Source organism: Flindersiella endophytica, from assembly GCF_054779015.1.
On the sequence record NZ_BAAGYY010000013.1, the window covers coordinates 391,096 to 416,552 of the forward strand.

Here is a 25,457-nt window from a genome sequence, read left to right on the forward strand (position 1 = left end):
TTACTCAGTCGTGTCGCAGCGCCGGATGCGCACCGGCCGCCACGAGGTCGGCCACGGCCGCGCGCGGGTTCTTCCCGGTCACCAGGCTCTCGCCGACGAGCACGGCATCGGCGCCGGCCCGGGCATATTCGATCACGTCGTGCGGCCCGCGGATACCGGATTCGGCGATCTTCACGATCCCCGCCGGAATCCTCGGAGCCAGCCTCGCGAACACTCCACGCTCGACCTCGAGCGTCTTCAGGTTACGCGCGTTGACGCCGATCAGCTTGGCGCCCGCATCGACCGCCCGCTCGACCTCTTCTTCGGTATGGCACTCGACCAGCGGGGTCAGGCCGATCGACTCGGCCCGCTCGACCAGCCCGATCAAGGCGTTCTGGTCCAGCGCCGCGACGATCAGCAGCACGAGGTCGGCGCCGTGCGCGCGAGCCTCCCACAGCTGGTAGCTCGTGACGATGAAGTCCTTGCGCAGAACGGGAACCTCGACCGCGGCCCGCACCGAGCGCAGGTCCTCGATCGTCCCGCCGAACCGGCGCTGCTCGGTCAGCACGCTGATGCACGCGGCACCGCCGGCTTGGTAGTCGGCGGCCAGCGAGGCCGGATCCGCGATCGCCGCCAGCGCGCCCTTGCTCGGGCTCGAACGCTTCACCTCGGCGATCACCGCGACACCATCAGCGCGGAACCGGGGCATCGGATCGATCGCGTAACCCTGCTGCCCAGCAGCTAACTTGAGGTCCTCGATCGAGACACGCTGCTGGCGGTCCGCGAGATCGGCGCGGACGCCATCGAGGATCTCATCGAGTACGCTCACGCGGTCGATCCTTCCTGCGCGGCTACGGGCGCGTGAGAAGGTTTCGCAGCCTGCGTAGCCGTACTGCCCTGTCGTACGACCGCCCTCACCCACGCCCACGGGGACAGTCGTCAGGGTAACGACGACCATGGGAACTCTTGACACCGGCCGGTCGTTTGGCGCGGTTCGAGGCTCGCGACCCTCTCCTGAACCAGCCCTGAAATGGCAAGACCCCGTGGCCGGAGCCACGGGGTCCCACTCGGCGACGTGGGGTCGGCACGTCGCGGAAGAGCGTTTACTGCGGAGTCTTGATCACCAGGGTCTTGATGATCTTGTCGGCGAACGTCTGCTTCTTGGCGTCCCACAGCGGCCAGAGGAAACCGATCGGGAAGCAGCCGAGGCCGGCGTCGAGCGCGTGGCAGATCGCGCGCACGAACGTCATGCCGGCGCCCAGAATCTGACCGTCGTCCTCGCGGACGAGCTTGATCTTCATCACGCCCTTGCCGATGGTCTGGCCGGTGCTGCCCTGCTTGAACACGACGTTCCACAGGTTGATGATGGCCGACGCGAGGTAGAGCACGCCCGCGATGATCATCACCACCGCACTCGGGCTACCGCTGGACGCGGTGACCATGACCAGGATGTACCCGATGATTGCCGGGATGCCGCCGATCAGGCCGTCGATGAGGTAGCCACCGGCGCGCAGCGGCCAGCTCGCGAGCTCCGGCGTTCCGCCGTAGCCGTACTGCTGGCCATAGGCCTGAGCGCCGTACTGGCCGTACTGCTGAGGCTGCTGGCCATAGCCCTGCTGCCCGTAGCCCTGCTGGCCTGGCTGGCCGTAACCCTGCTGACCGTAACCCTGCTGCTGGCCATATCCCTGCTGGCCGTATCCCTGCTGACCTTGCTGGCCCGGCTGGCCTTGCTGGCCGTAACCCGGCTGGCCTTGGCCGTATCCTTGCTGGCCCGGTTGACCCTGCTGGCCATAGCCCGGCTGACCCTGCCCGTAGCCCTGGCCACCCTGGCCGTAGGGCTGCTGGGGCTGCTGACCCTGCTGGCCGTAGCCCGGCTGGCCCTGTCCGTAGCCTTGCTGCGGGTCGTAGCCCCCAGGCGGCTGAGGCGTACTCACAACCGTCTCCTTCGTTGCAGTCAGCGAACTCCCGGCACGATAGCGAGCCTCCCCATGCAAGGGAATGCGTCACGCCAGGTGTTCGCACATTTTTTAGTGGAGATCACGCGTGAGTTACTGTGGGCGCATGTCCCGCTTCGCCGAGCCCACTGCAGGGTCGGGCCAGAGCCCTGGTCCGCAGCCTGGCGAGGCGCCGCGCGATCTTCCGTCCGACGTCACGCTACGCGGAATCGCGCTTGCCGGTGTCGGCGGCCTTGGATTGGCAGTTTGCTACAGCGTGTTCGACGTCGGAGTTCCCTGCCCGGTGCGCACACTCACCGGCTTCGACTGCCCCGGATGTGGCGCCACCAGAATGGCCTCGGCACTGCTGCACGGCGACTTCGGCGCGGCTCTCCACTACAACGCTCCGGTGCTGGTCGGCGGCCTCGTGGTCGGCTATCTCTGGCTCGCCTGGATGCTGCAGCGCTTCGGTATCGTCCGGCTCCCCCGGCCGCGGCTCGGCCCGCGGGCGCAGAAGGCGCTGTTGCCGGTTCTCGTCACGCTCGGCGTGCTCTGGGGAATTGTCCGGAACCTGCCGTGGGCGCCGTTCACGTCCCTCTACGTCTAGTCGCCCGGGTAGACAGGTCCGCATGAATACTTTGCGGATCGGCGTTGTCGGCGCCGGGTCCATCGTGCGGTCCCGGCACGTTCCCGGCTTCGCGAAACTTTCCGGCGTACGCCTCGAGGCGGTCGCCAACACCACCGAGGAGTCCAGCCGGCGGGCGGCCGAGGAGTTCGGCTTCGCGCGCACCCACCGGCACTGGCGCGACCTGGTGGCCGATCCCGACATCGACGCGGTTGTGATCGGCACCTGGCCGTACCTCCACGAGCCGATCTTCCTGGCGGCGCTCGACGACGGCAAACACGTCCTCACCCAGGCCAGGCTCGCGATGAACGCCGCCGAAGGCCGCACCATGCTGGCCGCCGCGCTGCGCCGGCCCGACCTGGTGTCGATGGTGGTGCCGTCGCCGTTCAGCCTGTGGGCCGACGCGTGCGTGCGCCGGCTGCTGACGTCGGGCGAGCTCGGCGAGCTGCGGCTGGTCCGGGCGTTCTGGGGTGGCGGCAACGGCGGGCTGGAGCCGGGCCCGGCGTGGCGCCTGGACCGGCGCTACAGCGGCAACAACGTCCTGTCGCTCGGAATCCTGTACGAGGGCATGGCGCGCTGGGTCGGGCACACGACGTGGGTGCAGGCCGCCGAGCAGAACGTCGCCGGCGCCGGCTCCACCCACTCCGCCACACCCGGAATCCCCGCCGATGTACCCGACCTGCTGTCGGTGATCGGTGAGCTGCCGGGAGGAGCGCGGCTGAGCCTCGACATGAGCCCGCACGCACGGTTCGGCGAGTCGAACGGCGTCTGGCTGTACGGCTCGGCCGGCTCGCTGTTCGTCGACCTGGCCGGCCAGGTGCTCACACTCCGGCGGGAGGGCGAGCAGGCCGCCGCCGAGGTGACGCCGGCCGCTGGCGAGCGCGGCGACTGGCGGGTCGAGGCGGAGTTCGTCGGCGCGATCCGCGGCGAGGAGCAGGTCCGCCTGACCGACGTCGCCACAGCCGTGCGCTACATGGAGTTCACCGACGCGGTTCGCCTCTCCGCCGCGACCGGTCACCGCGTCTCACTCGCCGAGGTCTAGGTCTGGGCGGAGCCGGACAGACGTAGGCCCAGGAGGCGCGGTAGTTACCTCCTGGGCCCGGTTGCTCGGCTTGTCAGCCCTGGCGAGCCTTCATGCGCGGATGGTTGCGGTTGAGGACGAGCACCCTCTTGCCGCGGCGTACGACCTGCGCTCCAGGCATCGACTTCAGCGACCGAAGCGAACTGCGAACCTTCACTGGTGGCTCCCTTCGCACTCGCCTTCGTCAACACCTGAAGGGGTTGCGGCATTCCGGCGGCCACGACCCCTAGCCGGCGACCACGCCGAGGTCGGCGCTGGTGAGGTGGGCGCGCACCTCGTCGGCGGCGGGATGGTCGAGATCGTCCAGGATCGACACGGCCCGCCGCCAGGCCGCGCGGGCGAGCCGCGTGCTGCCCATGCTGTGGTGGGTGTCACCGAGGCGGGTGAGCGTCTCGGCCTCGTGAAAGCGGTCGCCCAGGTCCAGGAACAGGTCGAACTCTGCCGCCATCGTCCCCCCACCGTCGTCCAGCGGACTCGAGATCCACGCAGGTTTCGTCCACGCCGAACGTGGCGGCACAACCGTGTCACGGAACCGCGTCCAATGATCTCAGTTCGGGGAGGAAGACTCCGCTCGCCGATTTGCTCTAGCGGCGCCCGCGCAGCACCTCGGCGAGTTGCTCGACCGCCCACTCCAGGTCGGCCGCCTCGACGACCAGTGGTGGCGCCAGCCGGATCGTCGAGCCGTGGGTGTCTTTCGCGAGTACGCCGCGTTCGGCCAGCGCGGCACAGACCTCGCGGCCGGAGCCGAGCGCCGGATCGATGTCGAGACCGGCCCACAGGCCGACGCCGCGAACCTCGAGCAGGCCCTGGCCGACGAGCGCACCGAGCCGGGCGTGCAGCAGGTCGCCGAGGCGCGCCGCCCTGGCCTGGTAGGTGCCCTGCCGCAGCAGTCCGACGACCTGACGGCCGACCGCGCACGCCAGCGGGTTGCCGCCGAACGTACTGCCGTGCTGGCCCGGCTGGACGACGCCGAGCACCTCGGGGTTGCCCACGACGGCCGACACGGGTACGACGCCGCCGCCGAGCGCCTTGCCGAGCACGATCAGGTCGGGCACGACACCGGAGTGTTCGCAGGCGAACGTCTTGCCCGTACGCCCGAGCCCGGACTGGATCTCGTCGGCGACGAACAGCACGCGGTTGTCGGCGCACAACTGGCGGACCTCACGCAGGTAGCCGGGTGGCGGCACGATCACGCCCGCCTCCCCCTGGATCGGCTCCAGCAGGACCGCGACCGTGTCGTCGTCGATGGCCGCGGCGATCGCGCCGGCGTCGCCGTAGGGCACGGTGACGAAGCCCGGCGTGTAGGGGCCGTAGTGGTCGTGCGCGTCCGGGTCGTCGGAGAAGCTCACGATCGTGATCGTGCGGCCGTGGAAGTTTCCGCCTGCGACGATGATCTTCGCGCGGCCGTCGGGCACGCCCTTGCGCTCGTAACCCCACTTGCGGGCGAGCTTCAGCGCGGTCTCGACCGCCTCCGCGCCGGTGTTCATCGGCAGCACCATCGGCGCCTCGACGCTCTGTCCGTTTCCGGGGGCCATCTTCGCGACGAGGTCCGACAGCTCCGCGACGAACGGGCCGAACTGGTCGTGGTGGAACGCGCGGCTGGTCAGCGTCAGCCGGTCCAGCTGGTCGCGCGCCGCCGCGACGATCTGCGGGTGGCGGTGGCCGAAGTTGAGCGCGGAGTAGCCCGCGAGGCAGTCGAGGTAACGGCGGCCCTGTACGTCGGTCACCCAGGCGCCCTCGGCCTCGGCGACGACGACCGGCAGCGGGTGGTAGTTGTGCGCGGCGTACTTCTCGGCCAGCTCGATGTGCTGGGCCGGCGTGATGCGGTGTTCCAGCGACGGTGGCAGCGTGGACGTCATCGGACTGGTCCTCTCACTTCGAGCGTGCAGCACTTCGGACCGCCGCCGGCCTTGCGTAGCTCCGACAGGTCGACGGTGATCGGCTCGAAACCGCGCTGGGAGTACTGCTCGGCGAGCTTGACGGCCTGCTCCGGCAGCACGACGTGCCTGCCGTCGGAGACCGCGTTCAGCCCGAACACCGCCGCGTCGTCGGCGCCGGCCTCGATCGCGTCCGGGAACAGCTGGCGCAGCCGCTTGCGGCTGCTCGGCGCGAACGCCCCGGGGAGGTAGGCGACCGTGCCGCGCTCCTCGTCGAGGACCGTGAGCGCGGTGTCGAGGTGGTAGTAGCGCGGGTCGATCAGCCGCAGCGTGACCACCGGACGGTCGATCAGCTTGGCCAGCTCGTTGTGCGCTTCGAGGTCGGAACGGAAGCCCGTGCCGGCCAGGACGTAGTCGTCGGTGACCAGGAAGTCGCCCTCGCCCTCGGCGATCGCCCTTGGGCGATGGACGGTGAAGCCGTCGCGGGCCTCGAACCAGCCTGCGTACGCCTCCTCTTCGGCCCGGCGCTGCGGATGCCGGAAGCGCGTCCCGAACACAACGCTGCGGTCGTCCATTCCGACGACCACCGCGCCGTTGGCGGCGAACACCATGTCGGGCAGGCCGGGCAGCGGGTCGATCAGGCTGACCCGGTGGCCCAGGTCGAGGTAGACCTGCCGCAGGTTCTCCCACTGCGCGACCGCGAGGCCGGGATCGACCGGCTTCTCGGGGTGCATCCAGGGGTTGATCGCGTACGTCACGGCGAAGTAGTCCGGACGACACATGAGGTAATGCCGTTGCTGCGCCATGAGGAAAGGCTAGAAACGGCGAGGCGCAAGCCCAAGCTGTCAAGCTTGCGCGTCAGCGACGATTCGTTGCGCAAATCCGGGCTTGCGCGGCTATTCGTTGTGCGCCACGATGCCGGGCCGCTCGAACAGCCTGGACAGCACCAGACCGCTCTTCGTGCGTACGACATACGGCTCGGAGTTGATCCGTTCCAGGACCTCCTCGAAGTGCTGGATGTCGGCCGCGCGGATGTGGACCAGCGCGTCGGCGTCGCCGGTCATCGTGCAGGCCGACACCACCTCGGGGAACGCGGCCATGCCGTCCCGGATGATCTTCGGCGAGGTGTGGCCCTGGCAGTAGAGCTCGACGTAGGCCTCGGTCGTCCAGCCCAGCTCGTGGGGGTCGACCTGCGCGGTGAAGCCCGTGATCACGCCGTCCTGCCGCAGCCGGTCCACGCGTCGCTTCACCGCGGGCGCGGACAGCCCGATCCGGGCGCCGATGTCGGCGAAGCTGGCCCGCCCGTCCTCCATCAGGCAGGCGAGGATTTTGTCGTCGAGCCGGTCCATGGTGGAAAGCGTAAGCTCTCCGGCCATGCATCCTGACCATCTCGTGGTCCTGGTCAATGGCATGCCGGCGGCCGGCAAGTCGACTTTGGCACCGCCGCTGGCCGCGGAGCTGGGGCTGCCGTTGTTCAGCAAGGACGTGATCAAGGAGACCCACGCCGACGTGTTCGGTGCCTCACCACCCGACGGCCGGTCGCAACGGGAGTGGAACCGGCTGTTCGGCCGGGCGGCGTCGGAGACGCTGTGGTCCCTGCTGGCGTACGCGTCGCGGGGTGCGGTGCTGGAGAGCTCGTGGCGCGCGGACGTCCGCCCGTTCGCCGCCGACGGCTTGGCCCGCGCCGGCGCGACGCGAGTGATCGAAGTCTGGTGCGACGTACCGCAGGAGCTCGCCTGGCAACGCTTCCGCGACCGCCGGCCGACCCGCCACCCCATCCACGGCGCCCCCATGACCGACGACGAGATGACCGAGATGGAGGGACACGCCGAACCCCTCGCCTTCGGCCCGGTGATCCGAGTCGACACCACCAAGCCGATCGACGTGCCAGCACTGGCCGCCCGGATCGCGAGTTGCTGACGCGGGCGGTGTCGTCGACGGCAACGAGACCCTGACAGCGCCCGCCGACCCGGCCGACGGGGACCCGAGGCGGGTGGCCTAGACGGCGGTCGCCTCGGTGATCTCAGCGGCCTCGGTGGACTCGGAGTGCTTGGCCCCGAGACCGGCCGCCGCCATGATCTTGCCGACGATCAGCGAGAGCACGACGCCGCCCCCGCCGCCGATGCCGAACAGCCACCAGTTGCCCAGCACGACCGCCACGCCTCCGACACACGAGGCGATGATCAGCAGGATCACCGTCGTCCACGCGGCAGGCGTCTTGCCCTCGTTGTCGTGGTGCTCGTTGTTCGACTCGCTAGCCATCAGCCTGCCAATCCCCTTCTGACATGTCTCGCGCCTATTCTGTCGCCGTCGTAGGAAGCTCAGACGGTCGGGTCCTCGCCGCGGTCGAGGGCGGCCCACGGATCGTCTTCCTTGGCCTGCTTGCGGGCCGGCGCGTCGTAGCGGGAGCCCATCGCGGGCCAGTGGGGGGAACGGATGGCCGCGAGCAGGCCGCCGGCGAGGAGGAGGACGCCGCCGGCCACCGAGATCCAGCTCCAGAACGTACGGTCCATCGCCGCGTTCGTGGCGCCGAGGAGGGCAGGGGGTTCGGCGGACCAGAAGACGCTGAGCCCGCACACGGCGAGCCCGGCCAGCGCCAGCAGCACGCCCACCACCCGGCGGCCAGCCCGCCGGGTCGCGAGCAGCGCGACGATTCCCGCCAGCCCGACGAGTCCGAGCGCCCGCGCACCAGGCGAGATCGCCGAGCCCTTCAGTGCGGCTTCTACCGACGACGGCACCGTCGCGTTCGCGCCCGGCACCGACGCCCAGGGCTGGGTTCCGGCGAGCAGCACCAAAGCCGAGCCTGCCAGCACCACCGCGAGCCCGACGATCAGCTCCCGGCGGCCGGTCATGGCCCCGGTCGTGGCCCCGGTCATGGCTGTGGCACGGAGAACGTCTCCGCGATCGCGATCGCCCGTAGTGCGGCAGCGGCCTTGTTACGGGTCTCCAGGTCCTCGGCCTCCGGGTCGGAGTCGGCGACGATGCCGCCGCCCGCCTGGACGTACGCCACGCCGTCGCGCAGCAAAGCGGTACGGATGGCGATCGCGGCGTCGAGGTCGCCGGCGAAGTCGAGGTAGCCCACCACGCCGCCGTAGAGTCCGCGCCGGGTCGGCTCGAGCGACTCGATGATCTCCATCGCCCGCGGCTTCGGCGCGCCCGACAGCGTGCCGGCCGGGAAACAGGCGCACAGCGCGTCGAACGCGGTCTGGTCCGGCGACAACCGCCCGACCACGGTCGACTCGAGGTGCATCACGTGGCTGTAGCGGCGTACGACCATGAAGTCGACCACCTCGACCGTGCCGGGCACGCTGACCCGGCCGAGGTCGTTGCGTCCGAGGTCGACCAGCATCAGGTGCTCGGCGCGTTCCTTCTCGTCGTCCAGCAGCTCCTGCTCCAGCGCGTGGTCGGTCTCCGGCGTCGAGCCGCGCGGCCGGGTGCCGGCGATCGGGTGGGTCATCACGTGGTCGCCGGTGACCGTGACCAGCGCCTCGGGCGAGGAGCCCACGATGTCGAAGTCGTCGAAGCGCAGGAGGTACATGTACGGGCTCGGGTTGGACAGCCGCAGCACGCGGTAGACGTCGAACGCACGCGCGCTCGTCTGCCGCTCGAACCGCTGCGACACCACGACCTGGAACGCCTCGCCGGCCCGAATCTCCTCCTTGGCCTGCTCGACCGCGGCCATGTGTTCGGCTTGCGTCCGCCGACGCTCGTACGCGGGCGGTGCCGCCAGGTCGACGCCGGTCACGAACGACGGCGTGGGCTCGCCGAGCGCCGCCGTCATCGTGTCGAGCCGGCGTACGGCGTCGGCCCAGGCCTCGTCGACGCGCTCGTCGCTGTCGTCCCAGTTGACGGCGTTCGCGATGAGCAGGACGGTGCCGTCGGAGTGGTCGAGCACCGCGATGTCGGTCGCGAACATCAGCGCCAGCTCTGGCAGGTGCAGGTCGTCGGTCGCGAGCGACGGCAGCCGCTCCAGCCGGCGTACGGAGTCGTAGCCGATGTAGCCGACCAGCCCGCTGGTCAGCGGTGGCAGGTCAGGGAAGCGCTCCGTGTGCAGCAACGCGAGAGACTCGCGGACGGCCGCCAGTGGATCCCCGCCGGACGGCAACCCGACCGGTGGCTTGCCGAGCCAGTGGGCCACGCCATCCCGCTCCACCAGCGTCGCGGCCGAGCGGACGCCGATGAAGGAGTAGCGCCCCCACACGCCGTGCTCCGCCGACTCGAACAGGAACGTCCCGGGCTCGTCGCGCGCCAGCTTGGCGTAGACGCCGAGCGGCGTCTCCGCGTCGGCGAGCAGGCGCCGGGTCACCGGGATCACGCGCCGGCTCTTGGCCAGCTCCCGGAACTCCTCCAGCGCGGGCGTGGTCGCGCCCAGCAGGCTCACGCGGCGGTCCCTTCCAGCAGTCCGGCGTCGAAGCAGGTGCGGTCTCCGGTGTGGCAGGCAGGGCCCTCCTGCTCGACCTCGAGCAGCAGCGCGTCGCCGTCGCAGTCGAGCCGGACCTCCTTGACCCACTGCCGGTTTCCGGACGTCTCGCCCTTCACCCAGTACTCCTGCCGGCTGCGGCTCCAGTACGTCGCCCGGCCGGTGGTCAGCGTGCGATGCAGCGCCTCGTCGTCCATCCAGCCGACCATCAGGACCTCTTTCGTGTCGTGCTGTTGGACGACGGCGACGACGAGGCCCTGGCTGTCGCGCTTCAGCCGTTCGGCGATCTTGGGGTCGAGGGAGCTCGCAGGCATGGGCCCAATTGTCCCGCGAGCCGCCAAGTGGCCTCAGCCGACCCGATAGACCAGCACCTGGCGGTCCGGTGTGCCGTAGACCTGCTTCCAGTCGGCCGGCACGCGCACCGGCTTTCCGTAGATCTGCTGGATGTAGAGCCGGCAGTGCGTACAAGGCGACGGGCTGTCGTTCTGCGCGCCGTAGACGAGCACGTAGTCGCCGGTTCGCGGCCGCGGCCCGTCGGGGTCCAGCTCCGCAAGCCGGCCCGTCCACACCGGCCGGCCGAACGGGTCGTTGACGAAGATCTGCAGCACCCGCAGCGTCCGGTCGTCGCCCCACAACGTCCGCACGTCGCCGCGGTGCTCACCCAGCCAGTCCCGGAACCCGCTGATGTGGTTGAACCCGACCACGCGATAGCCGACCGGAACGCCCCAGCGTGGCGCCGCCAGCCCGAGCGGCACGGCCGCGACGAGGAGCGTCGCCAGCGCGGCGACCAGCGCGACCCGCTGTTCCGGAACCAACTTCACCTTGCTGAGGACGTACTTCGCGCCGAGCCAGACGCAGGCGACCGAGGCCAGGATGATGGCCGGCACCAGCGGGAACCAGTAGCGCATCATGAACAGCCGCAGCTTCGGCGCGCCGGGGTCGACCAGCCCGCCCAGCAGCACCAGCGGCACGTACACCAGCGCGGCCCACACCAGGAAGATCCCCAGCCGGCGCCAGGCCACGATTCCGGCGGCGAACGTGGTGCCGAGCGCCGCCTGCAGCCAGGCCCCTTCAGGTACGGCACCGAGCCCGACGAGCACCCGGTCGAGGTACCACCGCCGGGGCTTGTTCTGGTACGTCGCCCGTGCCTCCTCGCGCAACGGGACGTTGCCGTGCCCGAGGATCGCCTTCACCCTCGTGAGCGGGTCGCCGTAGGCCAGCCCGCTCACGACCAGCTCGAGGACGACGTACGCGCCGATCGGTGCGGCCACCAGCAGCAAACCACGCCAGCCGACCCGCCGGAACAGGATCAGCCCCACCAGCGGCCAGACGAAGACGAGGTACTCGCGGACGGCATAGCTCCATGCCAGCAGCACGCCGACGCCGAGCAGCGCCAGGACCAGCCGCCGCCTGCTCCCCCACACCGCCGGCCGCCGTTGCCGGATCGCGATCGCCAGGGCCAGCGCCCAGCACAGCAGCGACGTGCCGAAGACGTCCGGCAGCAACTGCAGCAGGTCGCCGAGGATGACGTTGTTGCCGACGGTCAGCACCGCGGCCGCCAGACCGACGCCGCGGGCGAACAGCAGCGTGCCGATCGCGTAGACCGACAGCGCCAGCGACAGTCCGGCCAGCACGCTGAAGGAGTAGTAGGCGACCTGGCCGTACCCGAAGATCTCGATCAGCGCGCGCAGCGGGAACAGCAACCCGTATCTGGTGATCTGATGCAGGAAGTAGCCGTCGGTGGACGTCGGGAAGTCGCGCGCGACCTGGAAGTACTGGATCTGGTCGGACGGCACGGGCGAGGGCAGCAGCCGCAGCTCGAACACCACCACGGCGACCGCGAGCAGCCCGCCGACGGCGAGCGTCCAGGGCACCCGCCGTCGCCGCGGACGCCCCTGCAGGGCTTTCCGCATCACACCTTCTGTACGCACAAGATCACTGGCGGTGAGCACGGATCATTGTGACATGACCTCTCTGTGGCAGACGGCCAGGACATACCTGGATCTGGGCGCGAATCCGTTCATCGGGTTACAGCGGATGTACGAAAGACACGGCCAGGTCTGCCGGCTGGGTGCCGGAAAGGTCCGGGTCACCTACCTCCTCGGGCCGGAGGCGAACCGGTTCGTGCTCGCCAACTCCGGCCTGTTCCGGTGGCGGGAGGCGTTCGAGGCGGTGATCCCGGCGGGCGGAGAGTCGGCCCTGATCGTGAGCGACGGCGAGGACCACAAGCGGCGCCGGCGGCTGGTGCAGCCGGCCTTCCATCACAAGCGGGTCGCGGGTTATACCGACACGTTTCGCGCCAACGCCGACCGCGCGATCGACGAGCTTCGCGACGGCAACGTGCTGGACATCTATCAGGTGTTCCGGCGGGCGATCCGGCGCAGCACGATCCAGGCGCTGTTCGGCGACCGGCTGGCGGCCGACGAGGCCTACCTCGGTGCGCGGCTGCAGGTCGCGCTGGACCTGATCGACGGCTCGATCTGGCACGCGGTACGGCGGCTCGGCACGCCGGCCTGGAAGCGCGGGATGCGCGCTCGGGCCGACGTCGACAAGGTGGTCTTCGCCGAGATCGAGCGCCGCCGGGCGGATCCCTCGGCCGGCGACACCGACGTACTCGGCGCACTGATCGAGGCGGCCGACGAGGACGGCTCGCGGCTCACCGACGCCGAGGTACGCGACCAGGTCGTCAGCCTGATCGCCGCCGGCTACGAGACCACGTCGGCCGCGATGGCCTGGGCGATCCACGCGCTGCTGACGGCCGACGGTGAGTGGGCCAAGCTGCGTGCGGCGCTCGAGGCCGACCCGGCGGCGCCGTACCTCGAGGCCGTCGTCCAGGAGACCTTGCGGCTCTACCCGCCGGCAGTGGTCAGCGCGCGCTGGGTGGTCGAGCCGTTCGAGTACGCCGGCCACCAGATCCCGGCGGAGTCGTACGTCATCTTCAGCCCGTACGTCACCCACCGGCTCGCCGACGTGTGGGGACCCGAGCCCGAACGCTTCGACCCGGCACGCTGGCTTCCGGAGGACCCGCGGTACTTCAAGCCCGGACCGCACGAGTACCTCCCGTTCAGCGGCGGGCCGCACCGCTGCATCGGCGCCGGCTTCGCGACGACCGAACTGCGCGCCATGCTCGGCCGGCTGGTCACGCGAACCCAGCTCGAGCCGCTCCCCCGGCCGATCCGGCCGACCAGCCTGGCGGCGATGCGCCCGCGCGACGGCTTGTTCGTCCGGGTGACCGATATCCGGCCATAGGGTTGGCGCTGTGCTCACTCGGCTCGCGCGTCGCGACCTGCTGGTCGTGCTGGTGCTGGTGGCCTACGCCTGGATCGGGTCCGGTTTCGCGTCGATGACCTGGCCGGCGACGGTCGCCGTCGCGGTGCCCGCGGCACTGGTAGCGGTCGCGGTGCTGCGCCGGCCGGCAGGCGAACGCACCGGGCTAGGCACCGCGCTCCGGCGCACGACAATCGCCTGGGCGGTGCTGATCGGCGTCGGCCTCCTGTGGGAGGCGTGGGCGTTCTTCCACCAGCCCGCGCCGACCGTCAGCAGCTGGCACTACCCCACGCTGTCCGCGCTGCTCGATCCCGTACTCGACCACCGCGTGCTGCGGTTCGCGGGGTGGCTGATCTGGCTACAGGCCGGGCGCCGGCTGCTGGAAGGCCTGCGATGACCCGGGCGATTCAGATCTTGGGCTTCGTGGCGCTGTTCGCCGTCGCGGGCGTGCTCAGCCTGCTTGCCTGGCTGCGTCCGGAGGGCTGGGTGAGGTTCCGCGAGTCGGTCAGTGCCACCTGCCGTACCCGCTGGGCCCGTGCGGTCGTGCTGTTCGTGTGGGCCTGGCTCGGCTGGCACTTCCTGGCCAGATGAGTAAACAAACCTTCCGGCTGGCTTGACGAGTGGGTATCCGGTCGCCTACGAAGAGACGTGATCCGACCTCGCTTGATCGCCGCGGCACTGGTCATGGCAGTCTCCACATCTATGGCCGGACCCTTGATTGATCCGTTGACGGAGCCCGCCGAGGCCGCACCACAGGCGGACTTCTCTTCCTCGTTCGAAGCCGACGACCCCCAGCCGACCTGGACCAACACCGTCGAGATCGGTGGTGACGGCCGCAAGAAGACGGCCGGAGTCGGCGGGGTGTACGCACCCGGCATCCCCGGCAACGTCACCGACCAGGTGACGGAGGTGACGGCCAGCGGCGAGTACACCGAAGCCGGCGAGGTCAAGGAGAACCTGATCGACGGGGAGGCCTCCACCAAGTGGCTGGTGTTCGAGAACAGCGGCTGGGTGGTGTTCGAGCTGGCCGAGCCGGTCGCCGTCGTGCACTACGCGCTCACCTCCGCCAACGACGCGCCCGAGCGTGACCCTCGCGACTGGACGTTGCGGGGCTCGGCTGACGGTGAGGCATGGACCGACCTGGATCAGCAGACCGGGCAGGAGTGGAGCGAGCGGTTCCAGACCAAGGAGTACCGCTTCGAGAACACCCAGGCGTACAAGTTCTACCGGCTGGACATCGCCAGCGTGCAGAGCGGCGACATCCTGCAGCTGGCCGACGTGCAGCTGTCGAACGGCGACACCACACCGCCGCCCGCGTCCGACATGAAGAGCCTCGTCGACCGCGGGCCGTCCGCGTCGCCGACGGCCAAGGCCCGGGTGGGCTTCACCGGCGTACGCGCGTTCAAGTACTCCGGCCGGCACCTGTCGGAAAGCCGCGGATACTCCTACAACAAGGTGTTCGAGGTCGACGTCCCGGTCACGGCCGACACCGAGCTGTCGTACCTCGTGTTCCCGCAGCTGCCGGTGAACGACCTGACGTACGCCAGCACCTACACCGCGATCGACCTCGCGTTCGACGACGGCACGTACCTCTCGGAGCTCAGTGCGGTCGACCAGCACGGTGTGCGGCTCAACCCGCAGGCGCAGGGCAGGTCCAAGACCCTGTCGGTGAACCAGTGGAACCACAAGTCGTCGCGGATCGGCGCGGTGGCCGCGGGCAAGCGGATCCAGCGGATCCTGGTGGCGTACGACAACCCGGACGGGCCGCGGGTCTTCCAGGGCTGGTACGACGACATCCGGGTCGGTGCGGCCGCCGAGGTCTCCGGCGACACCCGGCTGTCGGACTACGTGCTCACGACGCGCGGCACCAACTCCACCGGCGGGTTCTCGCGCGGCAACAACATCCCGGCAACGGCCGTGCCGCATGGCTTCAACTTCTGGACGCCGATGACCAACGCCGGCTCGCAGAGCTGGCTGTATGAGTACCAGCGGGCGAACAACGCCGACAACCTGCCGGCCCTGCAGGCGTTCACCGTGTCGCACGAGCCGAGCCCGTGGATGGGCGACCGGCAGACGTTCCAGGTGATGCCGTCGGTGGCTGCCGGCAGGCCGACCGCGGACCGGGCCGAGCGCGCGCTGGCGTTCCGGCACGCGAACGAGGTTGCCCGGCCGTACTACTACGGCGTGCGGTTCGAGAACGGCCTGCGCACCGAGATCGCGCCGACCGACCACGCGGCGATCTTCCGGTTCCAGTTCCCCGGTGACGACGCCTCGCTGGTGTTCGACAACGTCAACAACAACGGCGGCGTCACGCTGGACGCGTCTGGTGGCGTGGTGACGGGCTACTCCGATGTCAAGAGCGGCTTGTCGACGGGCGCGACGCGGTTGTTCGTGTACGCGACGTTCTCCCGTCCGGTCACGGCGAGCGGCGCACCGGCGGACGCGTCCGGGCGTTCGAACGTCACGGGTTACCTGCGGTTCGACGCGGGCGCCGAGCGGACGGTCGAGATGCGGATCGCGACCTCGCTGCTGAGCGTCGAGCAGGCCAGGCGCAACCTCGAGCTCGAGATCGCCGCCGGCGACAGCTTCGACGAGGTGAAGCAGCGCGCACAGGCACAGTGGGACGACAAGCTCGGCGTCATCGAGATCGAGGGTGCGACCCACGACCAGTTCGTGACGTTCTACTCCAACCTCTACCGGCTGTTCCTCTATCCCAACTCGGGTTTCGAGAACACCGGCACCGCGGACGCCCCCGCCTACAAGTACGCCAGCCCGGTGTCGCCGAAAGCAGGCGACGACACTCCCACCCAGACCGGCGCGGAGATCGTCGACGGCAAGGTCTATGTGAACAACGGGTTCTGGGACACCTACCGCACGACCTGGCCGGCGTACGCGCTGCTCACGCCGTCGATGGCGGGCGAGCTGGTCGACGGCTTCGTCCAGCAGTACCGCGACGGTGGCTGGATCTCGCGCTGGTCCTCACCCGGCTACGCCAACCTGATGGTCGGCACCAGCTCCGACGTGGCGTTCGCCGACGCGTACCTCAAGGGCGTCGGCGGGTTCGACGTCAAAGCCGCCTACGACGCGGCGGTGAAGAACGCCAGCGTCGCGCCGCCGACGCCGAACGTCGGGCGGAAGGGCCTGTCGACCTCGGTCTTCCTCGGCTACACCACGACCGACACCGGCGAGGGCATGTCGTGGGCGATGGACGGCTACATCAACGACTTCGGCATCGCGAACCTGGCCAAGGCGTTGTCGGAGTCCCCCGACGCCAAGGCCGCGGATCGTAAGCGGTACAAGGAGGAAGCGGAGTACTTCCGCAACCGGGCGCGCAACTACGTCAACCTGTTCGACAAGTCGGTCGGGTTCTTCCAGGGGCGCAAGCCGGACGGCTCGTGGCGGCTGCCCACGTCGGAGTTCGACCCGGTGATCTGGGGCTACGACTACACCGAGACCAACGCGTGGAACATGGCCTTCCACGTGCCGCACGACGGGCAGGGCCTGGCGAACCTCTATGGCGGCAAGCCGAAACTGGCCGCGAAGCTCGACGCGTTCTTCAGTACGCCCGAGACCGGCTCGGCCGACATCGTGGGTTCCTACGGCGGCGTCATCCACGAGATGACCGAGGCGCGCGACGTACGGATGGGGATGTTCGGGTTCTCCAACCAGCCGGCGCACCACATCGCCTACATGTACGACTACGCCGGCCAGCCCTGGAAGGCGCAGGAGAAGGTGCGCGAGGTGCTGTCGCGGCTGTATCTCGGCAGCGAGATCGGCCAGGGCTACCCGGGCGACGAGGACAACGGCGAGATGTCGGCGTGGCAGGTGTTCTCCGCGCTGGGGTTCTATCCGCTGCAGATGGGCAGTCCTTACTACGCGGTCGGCTCGCCGCTGTTCAAGCAGGCGACTGTGCACTTGGAGAACGGCCGGTCGCTGGTGATCAAGGCGCCGTCGAACAGTGCACGGAACGTCTACGTGCAGGGCCTGAAGGTCAACGGCAAGCGTTACGGCAAGACGTACCTGCCGCACGACCTGCTGGCGCGCGGTGGAGTGCTCGAGTTCGACCTGGGCTCGTCGCCGTCGCGCTGGGGAACGGGCACGGGCAGCGCGCCGCCCTCACTGACGTCGGGCAGCCGGGTGCCCCGCCCACTCGCCGACCTGACGGGCGTGGGCTCCGGCACCCCGGCGACGCCGGAGGTGGCGCAGCTGTTCGACAACACCTCGGCGTCGCACCGGACCTTCGACGGCTCTTCGTTCGACATCGGCTACGTGCTGGACAAGCCGGGCAAGGCGACGTTCTACACACTGACGTCGAGCTCCGACGCGGGCGATCCGCGCGACTGGGCGCTGGAAGGCTCCACCGACGGCAAGAAGTGGACGACGCTGGACCGCCGCGAGGGCGAGACCTTCACCTGGCGGCTGCAGACCCGTCCGTTCAAGGTGGAGAAGCCGGGGACGTTCAGCCACTACCGCATCCGCGTGACGAACAACACCGGCGAGCCGACGACGTCACTGGCGGAGGTCGAGCTACTCGGTACCGGCTGACGACCGAGATGCTTCGGTCGGATGAGGGGGTCACCGAACGCGTGCGACGAACAACACAGTTGGCCGGGGGCGCGATGTCGCAGTCGGCGGTTGGGCGGGTCGCACCGTAGGGTGAGGAAGGTGACAGGAGACAGCACAGCGAACGGCACCGACTATTTCGCGCGCATGGAGCGGGCCGCGCTGGCGGACCTGTTCGACGAGCTCGGGCCGGAGGCTCCGACGCTCTGCGACGGCTGGCAGACCGCCGACCTCGCGGCTCACCTGGTCATTCGTGAGAACGAACCGATCGCCGCGGCCGGGATCATGGTGCCGGCGCTCGCGCAGCGCACTCGCGTCGCGATGAATCGGTTGTTGCATCACAGCGGTTATGCCACCGTCGTCGACATGTTCCGGAAGGGGCCGCAGCGCAAGTTCGCGCCGACTCGGCTGCCGTCCGTCGACAAGGGTGCCAACAGCGTCGAGTTCTTCATCCACCACGAGGACGTGCGGCGGGCCCAGCCCGACTGGAAGCCCCGCGTGCTGCCGGCCACCGCCGAGGCGCTGCTGTGGCGGCGGCTGTCGACGGCGGGGCGGGTGATGTTCCGCAAGAGCGTCGTCGGCGTCCTGCTGGCGTGGCCCGACGCCGCGACCATCCGGGCACGCAAGGGCGAGCCGACCGCGGTCGTCGAAGGGCAGCCGGGCGAGCTCACGTTGTACGCCACCGGCCGGCAACGGGTGGCCCGGGTCGAACTGCGGGGTCCGGCTGCGGCCACCGAAGCGCTTAGCCAAACCGCGCTCGGCTTGTAGGATCGGGCACGTACACACATAGAGACGACAGGGGAGCGCGAGAGCGCTGAGAGTGCGGCACCCGCCGCAGACCCTCGAACCTGATCTGGGTAATGCCAGCGCAGGGAGTCGGTCCGACCTTTGTCGTCGTCGAAGCTGCCCTGGGAGGGTGATTTCGATGGCGCCTGAAAATGACGCTGCGTTCGTTCCGTCCAATCCACCCAGCCTGCGCTGGCGTACGGTCGACATCGTGGTCGCGGCCGTGCTCGGTGTCGCGTTCGGTGTGGTCTTCGTCGCATGGAACAGCCTCTGGTCCGCGCTCAGCCCGGCGTTCGGGTGGTTCCCGCCGGCCCAGGCGATCATGTACGGCATGTGGCTGCTGCCGGGCGTGCTCGGCGGGCTGGTGGTCCGTAAACCCGGTGCCGCGGTCTTCACCGAGACCATCGCCGCGCTGGTGTCGATGTTCTTCGGCGCGGGCACCATCGTCCTCCTCTACGGCCTGGGGCAGGGACTGGCCGCCGAGCTCGGATTCGCGCTGTTCCGGTACCGCCGCTGGACACTTCCGGTGGCGCTGCTGTCCGGCGCGATCGCGGGTCTGGTGCCGGCGATCGCCGACCCGCTGTACTACTACGGCGACTGGAACGTCTCGTTCAAGCTCAGCTACGGCGTGATCGTCGTCGTGAGCACGATCGCGATCGCGGGACTGGGCAGCTGGGCGCTGGTACGGTCGCTGGCTCGCACCGGTGTGCTGGCGCCGTTCGCGTCCGGTCGCGAACAACGAGTCGCGTGAGTGCCGCCGCTGTCGAGGTTGCCGGGTGGGGCTTTCGGCATGCGGGGCGCAGGGCCTGGGCTCTGCGCAACCTCGACTTGACGATCGCGCCCGGCGAGCACGTGCTGCTGGCCGGGCCGTCGGGCGCGGGCAAGAGTACGTTGCTGGCCGCGCTCGCAGGACTGCTCGACCCCGACCACTCGGGGTCGCAGGAAGGCACGCTTTCGGTCGACGGGCCGGCCGGGATGATGTTCCAGGACCCCGAGACGCAGCTCGTGATGGCGCGGGCCGGCGACGACGTGGCGTTCGGGCTGGAGAACCACGCGGTACCGGCCGCGGAGATCTGGCCGCGGGTCGACGAGGCACTGGCGCTGGCCGGCTTCCCGTACGGTCGCGACCATCCGACCGGGCGGCTGTCGGGCGGCGAGAAGCAGCGCCTCGTCCTGGCCGGGGTGATGGCGCTGCGCCCGCGCGTCCTGCTGCTGGACGAGCCGACGGCGAACCTCGATCCGGCCGGCGCGGCGCTGGTTCGGGCGGCGGTCCGGGAGGTGCTCGAACGTACGGGCGCGACGCTGATCCTCGTCGAGCACCGGGTCGAGGAGTGGCTGCCGCTCATCGACCGGATGGTCGTGCTGGAGCCGGGTGGTGCCGTGGTGGCCGACGACGTCCCGGCGAAGCTGTTCGCGACGGCCGGCGGCGATCTGGCCGCGGCCGGCGTGTGGGTTCCGGGCTACGGCGTGGCCGGGCAGCGGCGGACGACCGCACCGCCGGGTGCTGACGTGCTGGCCGGGAGCGGGCTGTCGTACACCTATCCCGGCGCTCGTACGCCAGCGGTGGCCGATGCGTCGGTCGAGCTGGCGGCCGGTGAGGTGCTGGCGGTGACCGGGGCGAACGGGTCGGGAAAGTCGACGCTGGCGCTGCTGCTGTCGGGGCTGCTGAAGCCGGGCGCCGGCGCGGTCACGGCGGACGGCTCGGTGCGGCCGCTGCACAAGTGGCGGGCGCGCGAGCTGGTCCGGACCGTGGGATCGGTGTTCCAGGATCCGGAGCACCAGTTCCTGACGGCGTCGGTCGAGGCGGAGTTGGGGCTCGGGCCGCAGCGGGTGGGGCTGTCGCCGGCCGAGGTCCGCGGGCGGGTCGGTGAGCTGCTGGAACGGCTACGCCTGGCGCACCTGGCGGCCGCCAACCCGTTCACGTTGTCGGGTGGTGAGAAGCGCCGCCTGTCGGTGGCGACCGCCCTGGCGACGCAACCCGGTGTGCTGGTGCTCGACGAACCGACGTTCGGCCAGGACCTGCGCACCTGGACCGAGCTCCTCGACCTCCTCTCCACCCTCCGCGACGCCGGCCACGCCATCTGCTGCGTGAGCCACGACGAGCCGTTCGTCGCCGCGATCGCCGACCGCGAGCTCGCCGTCGCGGCGGGCCGCCTGCCGGCCGGAAGGAGGGCGGCGTGAGCGCGCTCGCCACTCCCCTCGTCGTCGACGCCGGCTCGGCTGTGCACCGGCTGAATCCGGTGACCAAGCTGGCGGCCACGCTGCTCGCCATGGTCGGCCTGCTGATCGCCGGCGATGTGGTGACGCCGTCCGTCGTCCTGGTCGCGGAGCTCGTGCTGGTCGCGGCGGCCGGGATCGGGTGGCGGACGCTGCTCCTGCGTACCGCTCCCCTCGTGCTCGGGTCGTTCGGGCTGCTCGTCTCCACGTTGCTGTTCGCCCAGAAGGCCGGTGGCACCCTCCTCGCCGAGGTCGGGCCGATCGAGGTGACCTCCGGCGGACTGGCCGCCGCGGCGGCGGTGTCGGTGCGGATCCTCGCGATCGCCCTGCCCGGCATCGTCGCGTTCGCCACGACGGATCCGACCGAGCTCGGGGACGCCCTGGTGCAGCACCTGCACGCGCCGCCGCGATTTACGTTCGGGGCGCTGGCGGCGTTCCGGCTGCTGCCACTGCTCGGCGACGAGTGGCAGCTGCTGTCGCTGGCGCGCCGGGCGCGCGGCATCGACGCCGGGCGCTCGCCCTTCAGCGCGATCCGGCTGTTCTTCTCCGCGGTGTTCGGGCTGCTGGTCGCCGCGATCCGGAAGGCGGTCAGGCTGGCCACGGCGATGGAGGCGCGGGGCTTCGGCCGTCGCGCGGACCGTACGCTGGCCAGGCCCAGCCCGCTGCGCGCCTCCGACGCGCTGTTCCTGGCGGCGACGGTCGCGGTGCTGGTGGGCGCCAACCTGATCAGTGTCGCTCTGGGTACGTGGTCACTCCTGTTCTGGTGAGCAAGCGTGCTCGCTCATGCAACACAATGGACACATTTGAGCAACAGGCAGGCAATCGGCCTTTGACAACCTGGTGGACGAACCTGACCAGGCGACCTCAAGGACTGCTGCCCGTGAGCTACAAGGCCGAATACATCTGGATCGACGGGACCGCGCCGACCGCGAAGCTGCGTTCGAAGACGAAGATCCTGTCCGATGGCGCTCCCCTGCCGATCTGGGGATTCGACGGTTCGAGCACGAACCAGGCCGAGGGCTCGGCGTCGGACTGCGTGCTCAAGCCGGTCTTCTCCTGTCCTGACCCGATCCGCGGTGGCGACAACGTCCTCGTACTCTGCGAGGTACTCGACACCGACATGACGCCGCACCCGTCCAACACGCGGGCGAAGCTCACGGCGATCGCCGAGCAGTACGCGGACCAGGAGTCGTGGTTCGGCATCGAGCAGGAGTACACCTTCTTCAACGGCGAGCGCCCGCTCGGCTTCCCGGCGGTCGGTTTCCCGGCTCCGCAGGGCGGCTACTACTGCGGTGTCGGCGCCGACGAGATCTACGGCCGCGACATCGTTGAGAAGCACCTCGACAACTGCCTGACCGCCGGCCTGACGATCTCCGGCATCAACGCCGAGGTCATGCCCGGCCAGTGGGAGTTCCAGGTCGGCCCGCTCGGACCGGTCGAGGTCGCCGACCAGCTCTGGGTCGCCCGGTGGCTGCTCTACCGTACGGCCGAGGACTTCGGCGTCTCCGCGACGCTCGACCCGAAGCCGGTGAAGGGCGACTGGAACGGCGCCGGCGCGCACACGAACTTCTCCACCAAGGCGATGCGCGAGTCGTACGACGCGATCATCACCGCGTGTGAGGCGCTGGGCGAGAAGGCGCTCGAGCACGTCGAGAACTACGGCGCCGGCATCGATGACCGCCTCACCGGCCTGCACGAGACCGCGCCGTGGAACGAGTTCAGCTATGGCGTGTCCAACCGTGGCGCGTCCGTCCGGATCCCGTGGCAGGTTGAGGTCGACCAGAAGGGCTACATCGAGGACCGTCGCCCGAACGCCAACTGCGACCCGTACCTCGTCACGCGGATGATCGTCAGCACCTGCTGCAACGCCCTGGAGAAGGCCGAGCAGGTCTAGGCACCAACCACCTCCTTCTTCACCACGGCGCTCGGCCGGCACCTGCCGGCCGGGCGCCGTGTCGTGTCTCGGTCACGCCGCCCGCCTCTGCTGGTCCGGGCCATCGACCTCGAGCGGGAAGAGCGGGTCCTGCCAAGCCAGCGGGCGGGCGCGTCGGCGCCCTCCGATCGGGCCGGGAGACTGGCCGGAGCGGCGGATCGGGAAGTCGGAGCCGTTGATCGGGCGTTGGTAGCCGGCCGGGGCGTAGTGGACCCAGAGCTTCGCGGAGCAGTTGTAGCAGTCGGTGTGCAGGTGCCAGTCGGGCGTGACGGCGAGCACGACGGCGTCGGCCGGAATGTAGGCACCGCAGACCGTGCGGGCACCGGTCAGGCTGACGTGGATCTTGCTGGACCGCTCGCCGGGCGCCGGGCCGCCACCGCCGCTGTCCGGCCCATGGCGTGACCGGCTCCAGCGCACGATGGTGAGCTCCCGCCGGCGGCCGGCCCGCGCGGCGGGTCTGCGTGGACCCGGCATCGTGCTCGCGTCGGCGTAGAGCTCGGTGCGCCAGCTGTCTTCCTCGAACGTCTTGCGCAGCCAGCCCGAGGGCCCGGCATCCGGCTTGGGCCGCCGGCCGTCGGCCCGCAGTTGCGCCACCGTGCGCAGGTGCACAGGCGGCAGGTTGTCGTAGATCGGAACGTGGGTACTCATGGTGATCGTCTCCTCCCGTTGTGGTGACGGTCCAAGCATGAGGCAGACCACCGACATTCGCCGTCCGGCCCGAATCCCCCACGTCAAGCCGAGAGGAATCCCCGCACCAGCTCGCGATAGCGCTCCGGAACCTCCAGGTCCGGGAAGTGCCCGACGCCCGGCAACGCGGCCCGGACGAGGGTGCCGATCTCGCCATGCTCCGCCCGCGCGGCGCCGATCAACGTCCAGCTCGAGTGGCCCCAGTGGTCCCGGAGCTGGTCCAGGTCCTCGATCCGCTCGCTCCAGTGTGAACGGCGGCTGGCAGGACGGCGCCGTCGGCCAGGGAGACGTACTCCTCGCGGGTCACCGCTGGTCGGGCGGGGGCCAGGCGAGCTCCGGCAGGTTGACCACGATCGCCTCCTGGGTGGTGCGGGCGATCACCACGACCGCCTCCTCCGAGGGGTCGGGGTTCTCCTCGCGGTGTGGCACGTACGGCGGTACGAAGATGTAGTCACCCGGCCCGGCGGCGATCCGCCGTTCGACCGGCTCGTCGGCTTCGAGGTCCAGGAACACGAAGCACGGATGCCCGCTCACCACGTAGATCGCCGTCTCCGACTCGCCGTGATGGTGGTTCGCCGATGCGGTCGACGCCGCCACGTGGGTCTGACCCATCCACAGGTTGCGCGCGCCCACGCTCTTGCCCGAGATCGCCTCCAGCCGTCGCATTCCCGTGCTCTGCGCCGTGTCGCCCGTCAGCCCGGCGGGCATCACATGGTGCAGCTTGCGATGGAACGGATCCCACAGTTCACCCATGCCGCTCACCATAGAACGAGCGACTCCTCGAACACCCGGGTCAGCTCATCCGCACCGATCGGGACCGGCGCCGTCGACAGCAGCCGCTGCTGCTTCAGCGCCCCCTCCACCAAGTCGCCGATATCCGACGCCGAATAGCCCACGGCAGACAGCCCGTTCGGCATCCCGAGGTCACGCATCAGCCGCCGCAGCGCCTCCGGCAGCCGGTCCGGCTCCGGCAGCGACGACGTGTCCGGATCCAGCACCGAAGCGGCCCACAGCTGCCGCGAAGGCACCGCTTCGTACGTCAGGCGAAACGCCGCCGGCGCCGTCAGCACCACCGCCATCCCGTGCGGCACCATCGCCTCGTCCTGCGGATAGTCCGCCGGCCGGTACGACCGCACCCGCCCGGCGATCGGGTACGCACACGCGTGCGGCACGTGCACGCCGGCGTTCCCGAACCCCATCCCGGCGTACAGCGCCGCCTGGTGCATCGCCGACCGCGCCGAGACGTCCGACCCCGACAGCACCGCCGTACGGAACGACCGGGCCAGCAGTGGCACCGTGTGCTCGATCCACAGGTCGGAGATCGGGTTCGCTCCGCAGTACGCCACCCGCTGCTCCGGCCGCCGCGCGGGATAGGAGTCCCACGGCCGGGCGGTGTACGACTCCAGCGCGTGACACAGCACGTCGAACCCCGACGACGCCGTGACCAGCGGCGGCAGGCTCACCGTCACCGACGGGTCGACGATCGCGAGTACGGGACGTAGCCGTGCGTGCGAGATGCCTGTCTTCACCTTCAGGTCCAGCAGGTCCATCACGGCGACCGTCGTGCACTCCGCGCCGGTGCCCGCCGTCGTCGGCACGGCCACCAGGGGCCGCAGCGGCCCGGGCGGCGCCTGCCCGCCGCCAACCGGTTGGTTGATGTAGTCGAGCAACGTGCCACCGTGGGTGGTCAGCAGGTTCACGACCTTGCCCGTGTCGATCGTCGAACCGCCTCCGACCGGAACGAAACCGTCGAACGGGCCGTGCTCACGGGCGAACGAGATCGCCGCGTTCATGCTCACGTCGGTGGGCTCCACGTGCACCGAGTCGAACACCACCGACTCCACGCCGTGTGCCGCCAGCGAGTCGACCACCCGCTTCGGTGCACCCGTCGAGGCCACACCCGGATCGGTCAGCACGAGGACACGCCGGGCGCCCAACTGCGCGACGTCGTACCCGATCTCGTCGAGTGCGCCGTTACCGAACTTCACCGCCGGCGCGGCCCACGTGAACACCGTCTCTACAGCCGTCATAGGAAAACACCCTCCCAGATAACGTTTTGCGCTCCAGAATGCGTCGCTCTGGTCTAGA

At 70.0% G+C, this 25,457-nt stretch carries 28 protein-coding genes and 1 riboswitch; of the genes, 12 read left to right on the forward strand and 16 right to left on the reverse strand.

Going from position 1 to position 25,457, the window contains the following annotated elements; genetic code table 11:
• Nucleotides 1–4 precede the first annotated feature (4 nt).
• A complete protein-coding gene (gene trpC / locus ACYVF6_RS14090; RefSeq protein WP_460521083.1) occupies nt 5–808 on the reverse strand; it encodes an indole-3-glycerol phosphate synthase TrpC in 804 nt (267 codons plus the stop codon).
• Between the two features lie 274 nt (nt 809–1,082).
• The gene (locus tag ACYVF6_RS14095; RefSeq protein WP_460521085.1) at nt 1,083–1,913 is read right to left on the reverse strand and encodes an RDD family protein; all 831 of its coding nucleotides are present in this window, start codon (nt 1,911–1,913) and stop codon (nt 1,083–1,085) included.
• 127 nt (nt 1,914–2,040) lie between these two features.
• Between ACYVF6_RS14095 and ACYVF6_RS14100 the strand changes: the two genes are divergently transcribed.
• Nucleotides 2,041–2,520, forward strand: a complete 480-nt coding sequence (locus ACYVF6_RS14100) for a DUF2752 domain-containing protein (protein ID WP_460521087.1) — start codon at nt 2,041–2,043, stop codon at nt 2,518–2,520.
• 22 nt (nt 2,521–2,542) lie between these two features.
• Nucleotides 2,543–3,580, forward strand: coding sequence for a Gfo/Idh/MocA family protein (locus ACYVF6_RS14105; protein ID WP_460521089.1), 1,038 nt, complete (start codon nt 2,543–2,545; stop codon nt 3,578–3,580).
• 73 nt (nt 3,581–3,653) lie between these two features.
• Here ACYVF6_RS14105 and ACYVF6_RS14110 read toward each other — a convergent pair whose 3' ends face one another.
• The 5 genes from ACYVF6_RS14110 to ACYVF6_RS14130 all read right to left on the reverse strand — a co-directional run bounded on the left by ACYVF6_RS14110 (nt 3,654) and on the right by ACYVF6_RS14130 (nt 6,845).
• The gene (locus ACYVF6_RS14110) at nt 3,654–3,776 is read right to left on the reverse strand and encodes a 50S ribosomal protein L36 (RefSeq protein WP_460521091.1); all 123 of its coding nucleotides are present in this window, start codon (nt 3,774–3,776) and stop codon (nt 3,654–3,656) included.
• A gap of 69 nt (nt 3,777–3,845) precedes the next feature.
• Complete coding sequence (locus ACYVF6_RS14115) at nt 3,846–4,067, reverse strand: hypothetical protein (RefSeq protein WP_460521093.1); 222 nt, start codon at nt 4,065–4,067, stop codon at nt 3,846–3,848.
• A 136-nt stretch (nt 4,068–4,203) separates the two neighbouring features.
• Nucleotides 4,204–5,478: an aspartate aminotransferase family protein gene (gene rocD, locus ACYVF6_RS14120; protein WP_460521095.1), complete on the reverse strand. Its 1,275-nt coding sequence runs from the start codon at nt 5,476–5,478 to the stop codon at nt 4,204–4,206.
• A complete protein-coding gene (gene ddaH / locus ACYVF6_RS14125; protein WP_460521097.1) occupies nt 5,475–6,302 on the reverse strand; it encodes a dimethylarginine dimethylaminohydrolase family protein in 828 nt (275 codons plus the stop codon). The genes rocD and ddaH overlap by 4 nt, the downstream gene beginning before the upstream one ends.
• Before the next feature lie 90 nt (nt 6,303–6,392).
• Entirely contained in the window at nt 6,393–6,845 is a 453-nt protein-coding gene (locus ACYVF6_RS14130) for an Lrp/AsnC family transcriptional regulator (protein WP_460521099.1), read from the reverse strand.
• A 25-nt stretch (nt 6,846–6,870) separates the two neighbouring features.
• Between ACYVF6_RS14130 and ACYVF6_RS14135 the strand changes: the two genes are divergently transcribed.
• Entirely contained in the window at nt 6,871–7,416 is a 546-nt protein-coding gene (locus ACYVF6_RS14135) for a P-loop nucleotide/nucleoside kinase family protein (protein ID WP_460521101.1), read from the forward strand.
• Nucleotides 7,417–7,494: 78 nt separating this feature from the next.
• Here the strand turns inward: ACYVF6_RS14135 and ACYVF6_RS14140 are convergent, their stop codons facing one another.
• Genes ACYVF6_RS14140 through ACYVF6_RS14160 form a run of 5 tightly spaced genes read right to left on the reverse strand, consistent with a single transcriptional unit; the run spans nt 7,495 to nt 11,829 of the window.
• Nucleotides 7,495–7,758, reverse strand: a complete 264-nt coding sequence (locus ACYVF6_RS14140; RefSeq protein ID WP_460521103.1) for an HGxxPAAW family protein — start codon at nt 7,756–7,758, stop codon at nt 7,495–7,497.
• A 59-nt stretch (nt 7,759–7,817) separates the two neighbouring features.
• Nucleotides 7,818–8,348: a Trp biosynthesis-associated membrane protein gene (locus ACYVF6_RS14145; protein WP_460521105.1), complete on the reverse strand. Its 531-nt coding sequence runs from the start codon at nt 8,346–8,348 to the stop codon at nt 7,818–7,820.
• Between the two features lie 20 nt (nt 8,349–8,368).
• A complete protein-coding gene (locus ACYVF6_RS14150) occupies nt 8,369–9,877 on the reverse strand; it encodes an anthranilate synthase component I (RefSeq protein ID WP_460521107.1) in 1,509 nt (502 codons plus the stop codon).
• Nucleotides 9,874–10,230: a phosphoribosyl-AMP cyclohydrolase gene (gene hisI, locus ACYVF6_RS14155; RefSeq protein WP_460521109.1), complete on the reverse strand. Its 357-nt coding sequence runs from the start codon at nt 10,228–10,230 to the stop codon at nt 9,874–9,876. Before hisI ends, ACYVF6_RS14150 begins: the two co-directional genes overlap by 4 nt.
• Before the next feature lie 33 nt (nt 10,231–10,263).
• Entirely contained in the window at nt 10,264–11,829 is a 1,566-nt protein-coding gene (locus ACYVF6_RS14160) for a hypothetical protein (protein WP_460521111.1), read from the reverse strand.
• A gap of 52 nt (nt 11,830–11,881) precedes the next feature.
• On the opposite strand from ACYVF6_RS14160, the gene ACYVF6_RS14165 reads away from it, so the two are divergent.
• The 9 genes from ACYVF6_RS14165 to glnII all read left to right on the forward strand — a co-directional run bounded on the left by ACYVF6_RS14165 (nt 11,882) and on the right by glnII (nt 22,643).
• Nucleotides 11,882–13,165 (forward strand): cytochrome P450 family protein, encoded by a 1,284-nt coding sequence (locus ACYVF6_RS14165; protein WP_460521113.1) that lies wholly within the window; start codon nt 11,882–11,884, stop codon nt 13,163–13,165.
• A gap of 10 nt (nt 13,166–13,175) precedes the next feature.
• Nucleotides 13,176–13,580 carry a hypothetical protein gene (locus ACYVF6_RS14170; protein ID WP_460521115.1) on the forward strand — a complete coding sequence of 135 codons (405 nt, stop codon included), beginning with the start codon at nt 13,176–13,178 and terminating at the stop codon, nt 13,578–13,580.
• Complete coding sequence (locus ACYVF6_RS14175; protein ID WP_460521117.1) at nt 13,577–13,774, forward strand: DUF6186 family protein; 198 nt, start codon at nt 13,577–13,579, stop codon at nt 13,772–13,774. Before ACYVF6_RS14170 ends, ACYVF6_RS14175 begins: the two co-directional genes overlap by 4 nt.
• Before the next feature lie 111 nt (nt 13,775–13,885).
• Nucleotides 13,886–17,728 carry a GH92 family glycosyl hydrolase gene (locus ACYVF6_RS14180; protein WP_460521119.1) on the forward strand — a complete coding sequence of 1,281 codons (3,843 nt, stop codon included), beginning with the start codon at nt 13,886–13,888 and terminating at the stop codon, nt 17,726–17,728.
• A 120-nt stretch (nt 17,729–17,848) separates the two neighbouring features.
• The gene (locus ACYVF6_RS14185) at nt 17,849–18,514 is read left to right on the forward strand and encodes a TIGR03085 family metal-binding protein (RefSeq protein ID WP_460521121.1); all 666 of its coding nucleotides are present in this window, start codon (nt 17,849–17,851) and stop codon (nt 18,512–18,514) included.
• Nucleotides 18,515–18,533: 19 nt separating this feature from the next.
• Nucleotides 18,534–18,638, forward strand: a riboswitch (TPP riboswitch).
• 33 nt (nt 18,639–18,671) lie between these two features.
• A complete protein-coding gene (locus ACYVF6_RS14190; protein ID WP_460521123.1) occupies nt 18,672–19,283 on the forward strand; it encodes an ECF transporter S component in 612 nt (203 codons plus the stop codon).
• Entirely contained in the window at nt 19,280–20,713 is a 1,434-nt protein-coding gene (locus ACYVF6_RS14195) for an ABC transporter ATP-binding protein (RefSeq protein WP_460521125.1), read from the forward strand. Before ACYVF6_RS14190 ends, ACYVF6_RS14195 begins: the two co-directional genes overlap by 4 nt.
• Nucleotides 20,710–21,516, forward strand: coding sequence for an energy-coupling factor transporter transmembrane component T family protein (locus tag ACYVF6_RS14200; RefSeq protein ID WP_460521127.1), 807 nt, complete (start codon nt 20,710–20,712; stop codon nt 21,514–21,516). The genes ACYVF6_RS14195 and ACYVF6_RS14200 overlap by 4 nt, the downstream gene beginning before the upstream one ends.
• Nucleotides 21,517–21,629: 113 nt before the next feature.
• Nucleotides 21,630–22,643 carry a glutamine synthetase gene (gene glnII / locus ACYVF6_RS14205; protein WP_460521129.1) on the forward strand — a complete coding sequence of 338 codons (1,014 nt, stop codon included), beginning with the start codon at nt 21,630–21,632 and terminating at the stop codon, nt 22,641–22,643.
• Between the two features lie 72 nt (nt 22,644–22,715).
• On the opposite strand, the gene ACYVF6_RS14210 is transcribed toward glnII, so the two are convergent.
• The 4 genes from ACYVF6_RS14210 to ACYVF6_RS14225 all read right to left on the reverse strand — a co-directional run bounded on the left by ACYVF6_RS14210 (nt 22,716) and on the right by ACYVF6_RS14225 (nt 25,399).
• Nucleotides 22,716–23,330, reverse strand: coding sequence for a hypothetical protein (locus tag ACYVF6_RS14210; RefSeq protein ID WP_460521131.1), 615 nt, complete (start codon nt 23,328–23,330; stop codon nt 22,716–22,718).
• Nucleotides 23,331–23,413: 83 nt separating this feature from the next.
• Nucleotides 23,414–23,551: a hypothetical protein gene (locus ACYVF6_RS14215; protein WP_460521133.1), complete on the reverse strand. Its 138-nt coding sequence runs from the start codon at nt 23,549–23,551 to the stop codon at nt 23,414–23,416.
• 121 nt (nt 23,552–23,672) lie between these two features.
• Nucleotides 23,673–24,122, reverse strand: coding sequence for a cupin domain-containing protein (locus ACYVF6_RS14220; RefSeq protein ID WP_460521135.1), 450 nt, complete (start codon nt 24,120–24,122; stop codon nt 23,673–23,675).
• Nucleotides 24,123–24,127: 5 nt separating this feature from the next.
• Entirely contained in the window at nt 24,128–25,399 is a 1,272-nt protein-coding gene (locus ACYVF6_RS14225; protein ID WP_460521137.1) for a hydroxyacid-oxoacid transhydrogenase, read from the reverse strand.
• Nucleotides 25,400–25,457 lie beyond the last annotated feature (58 nt).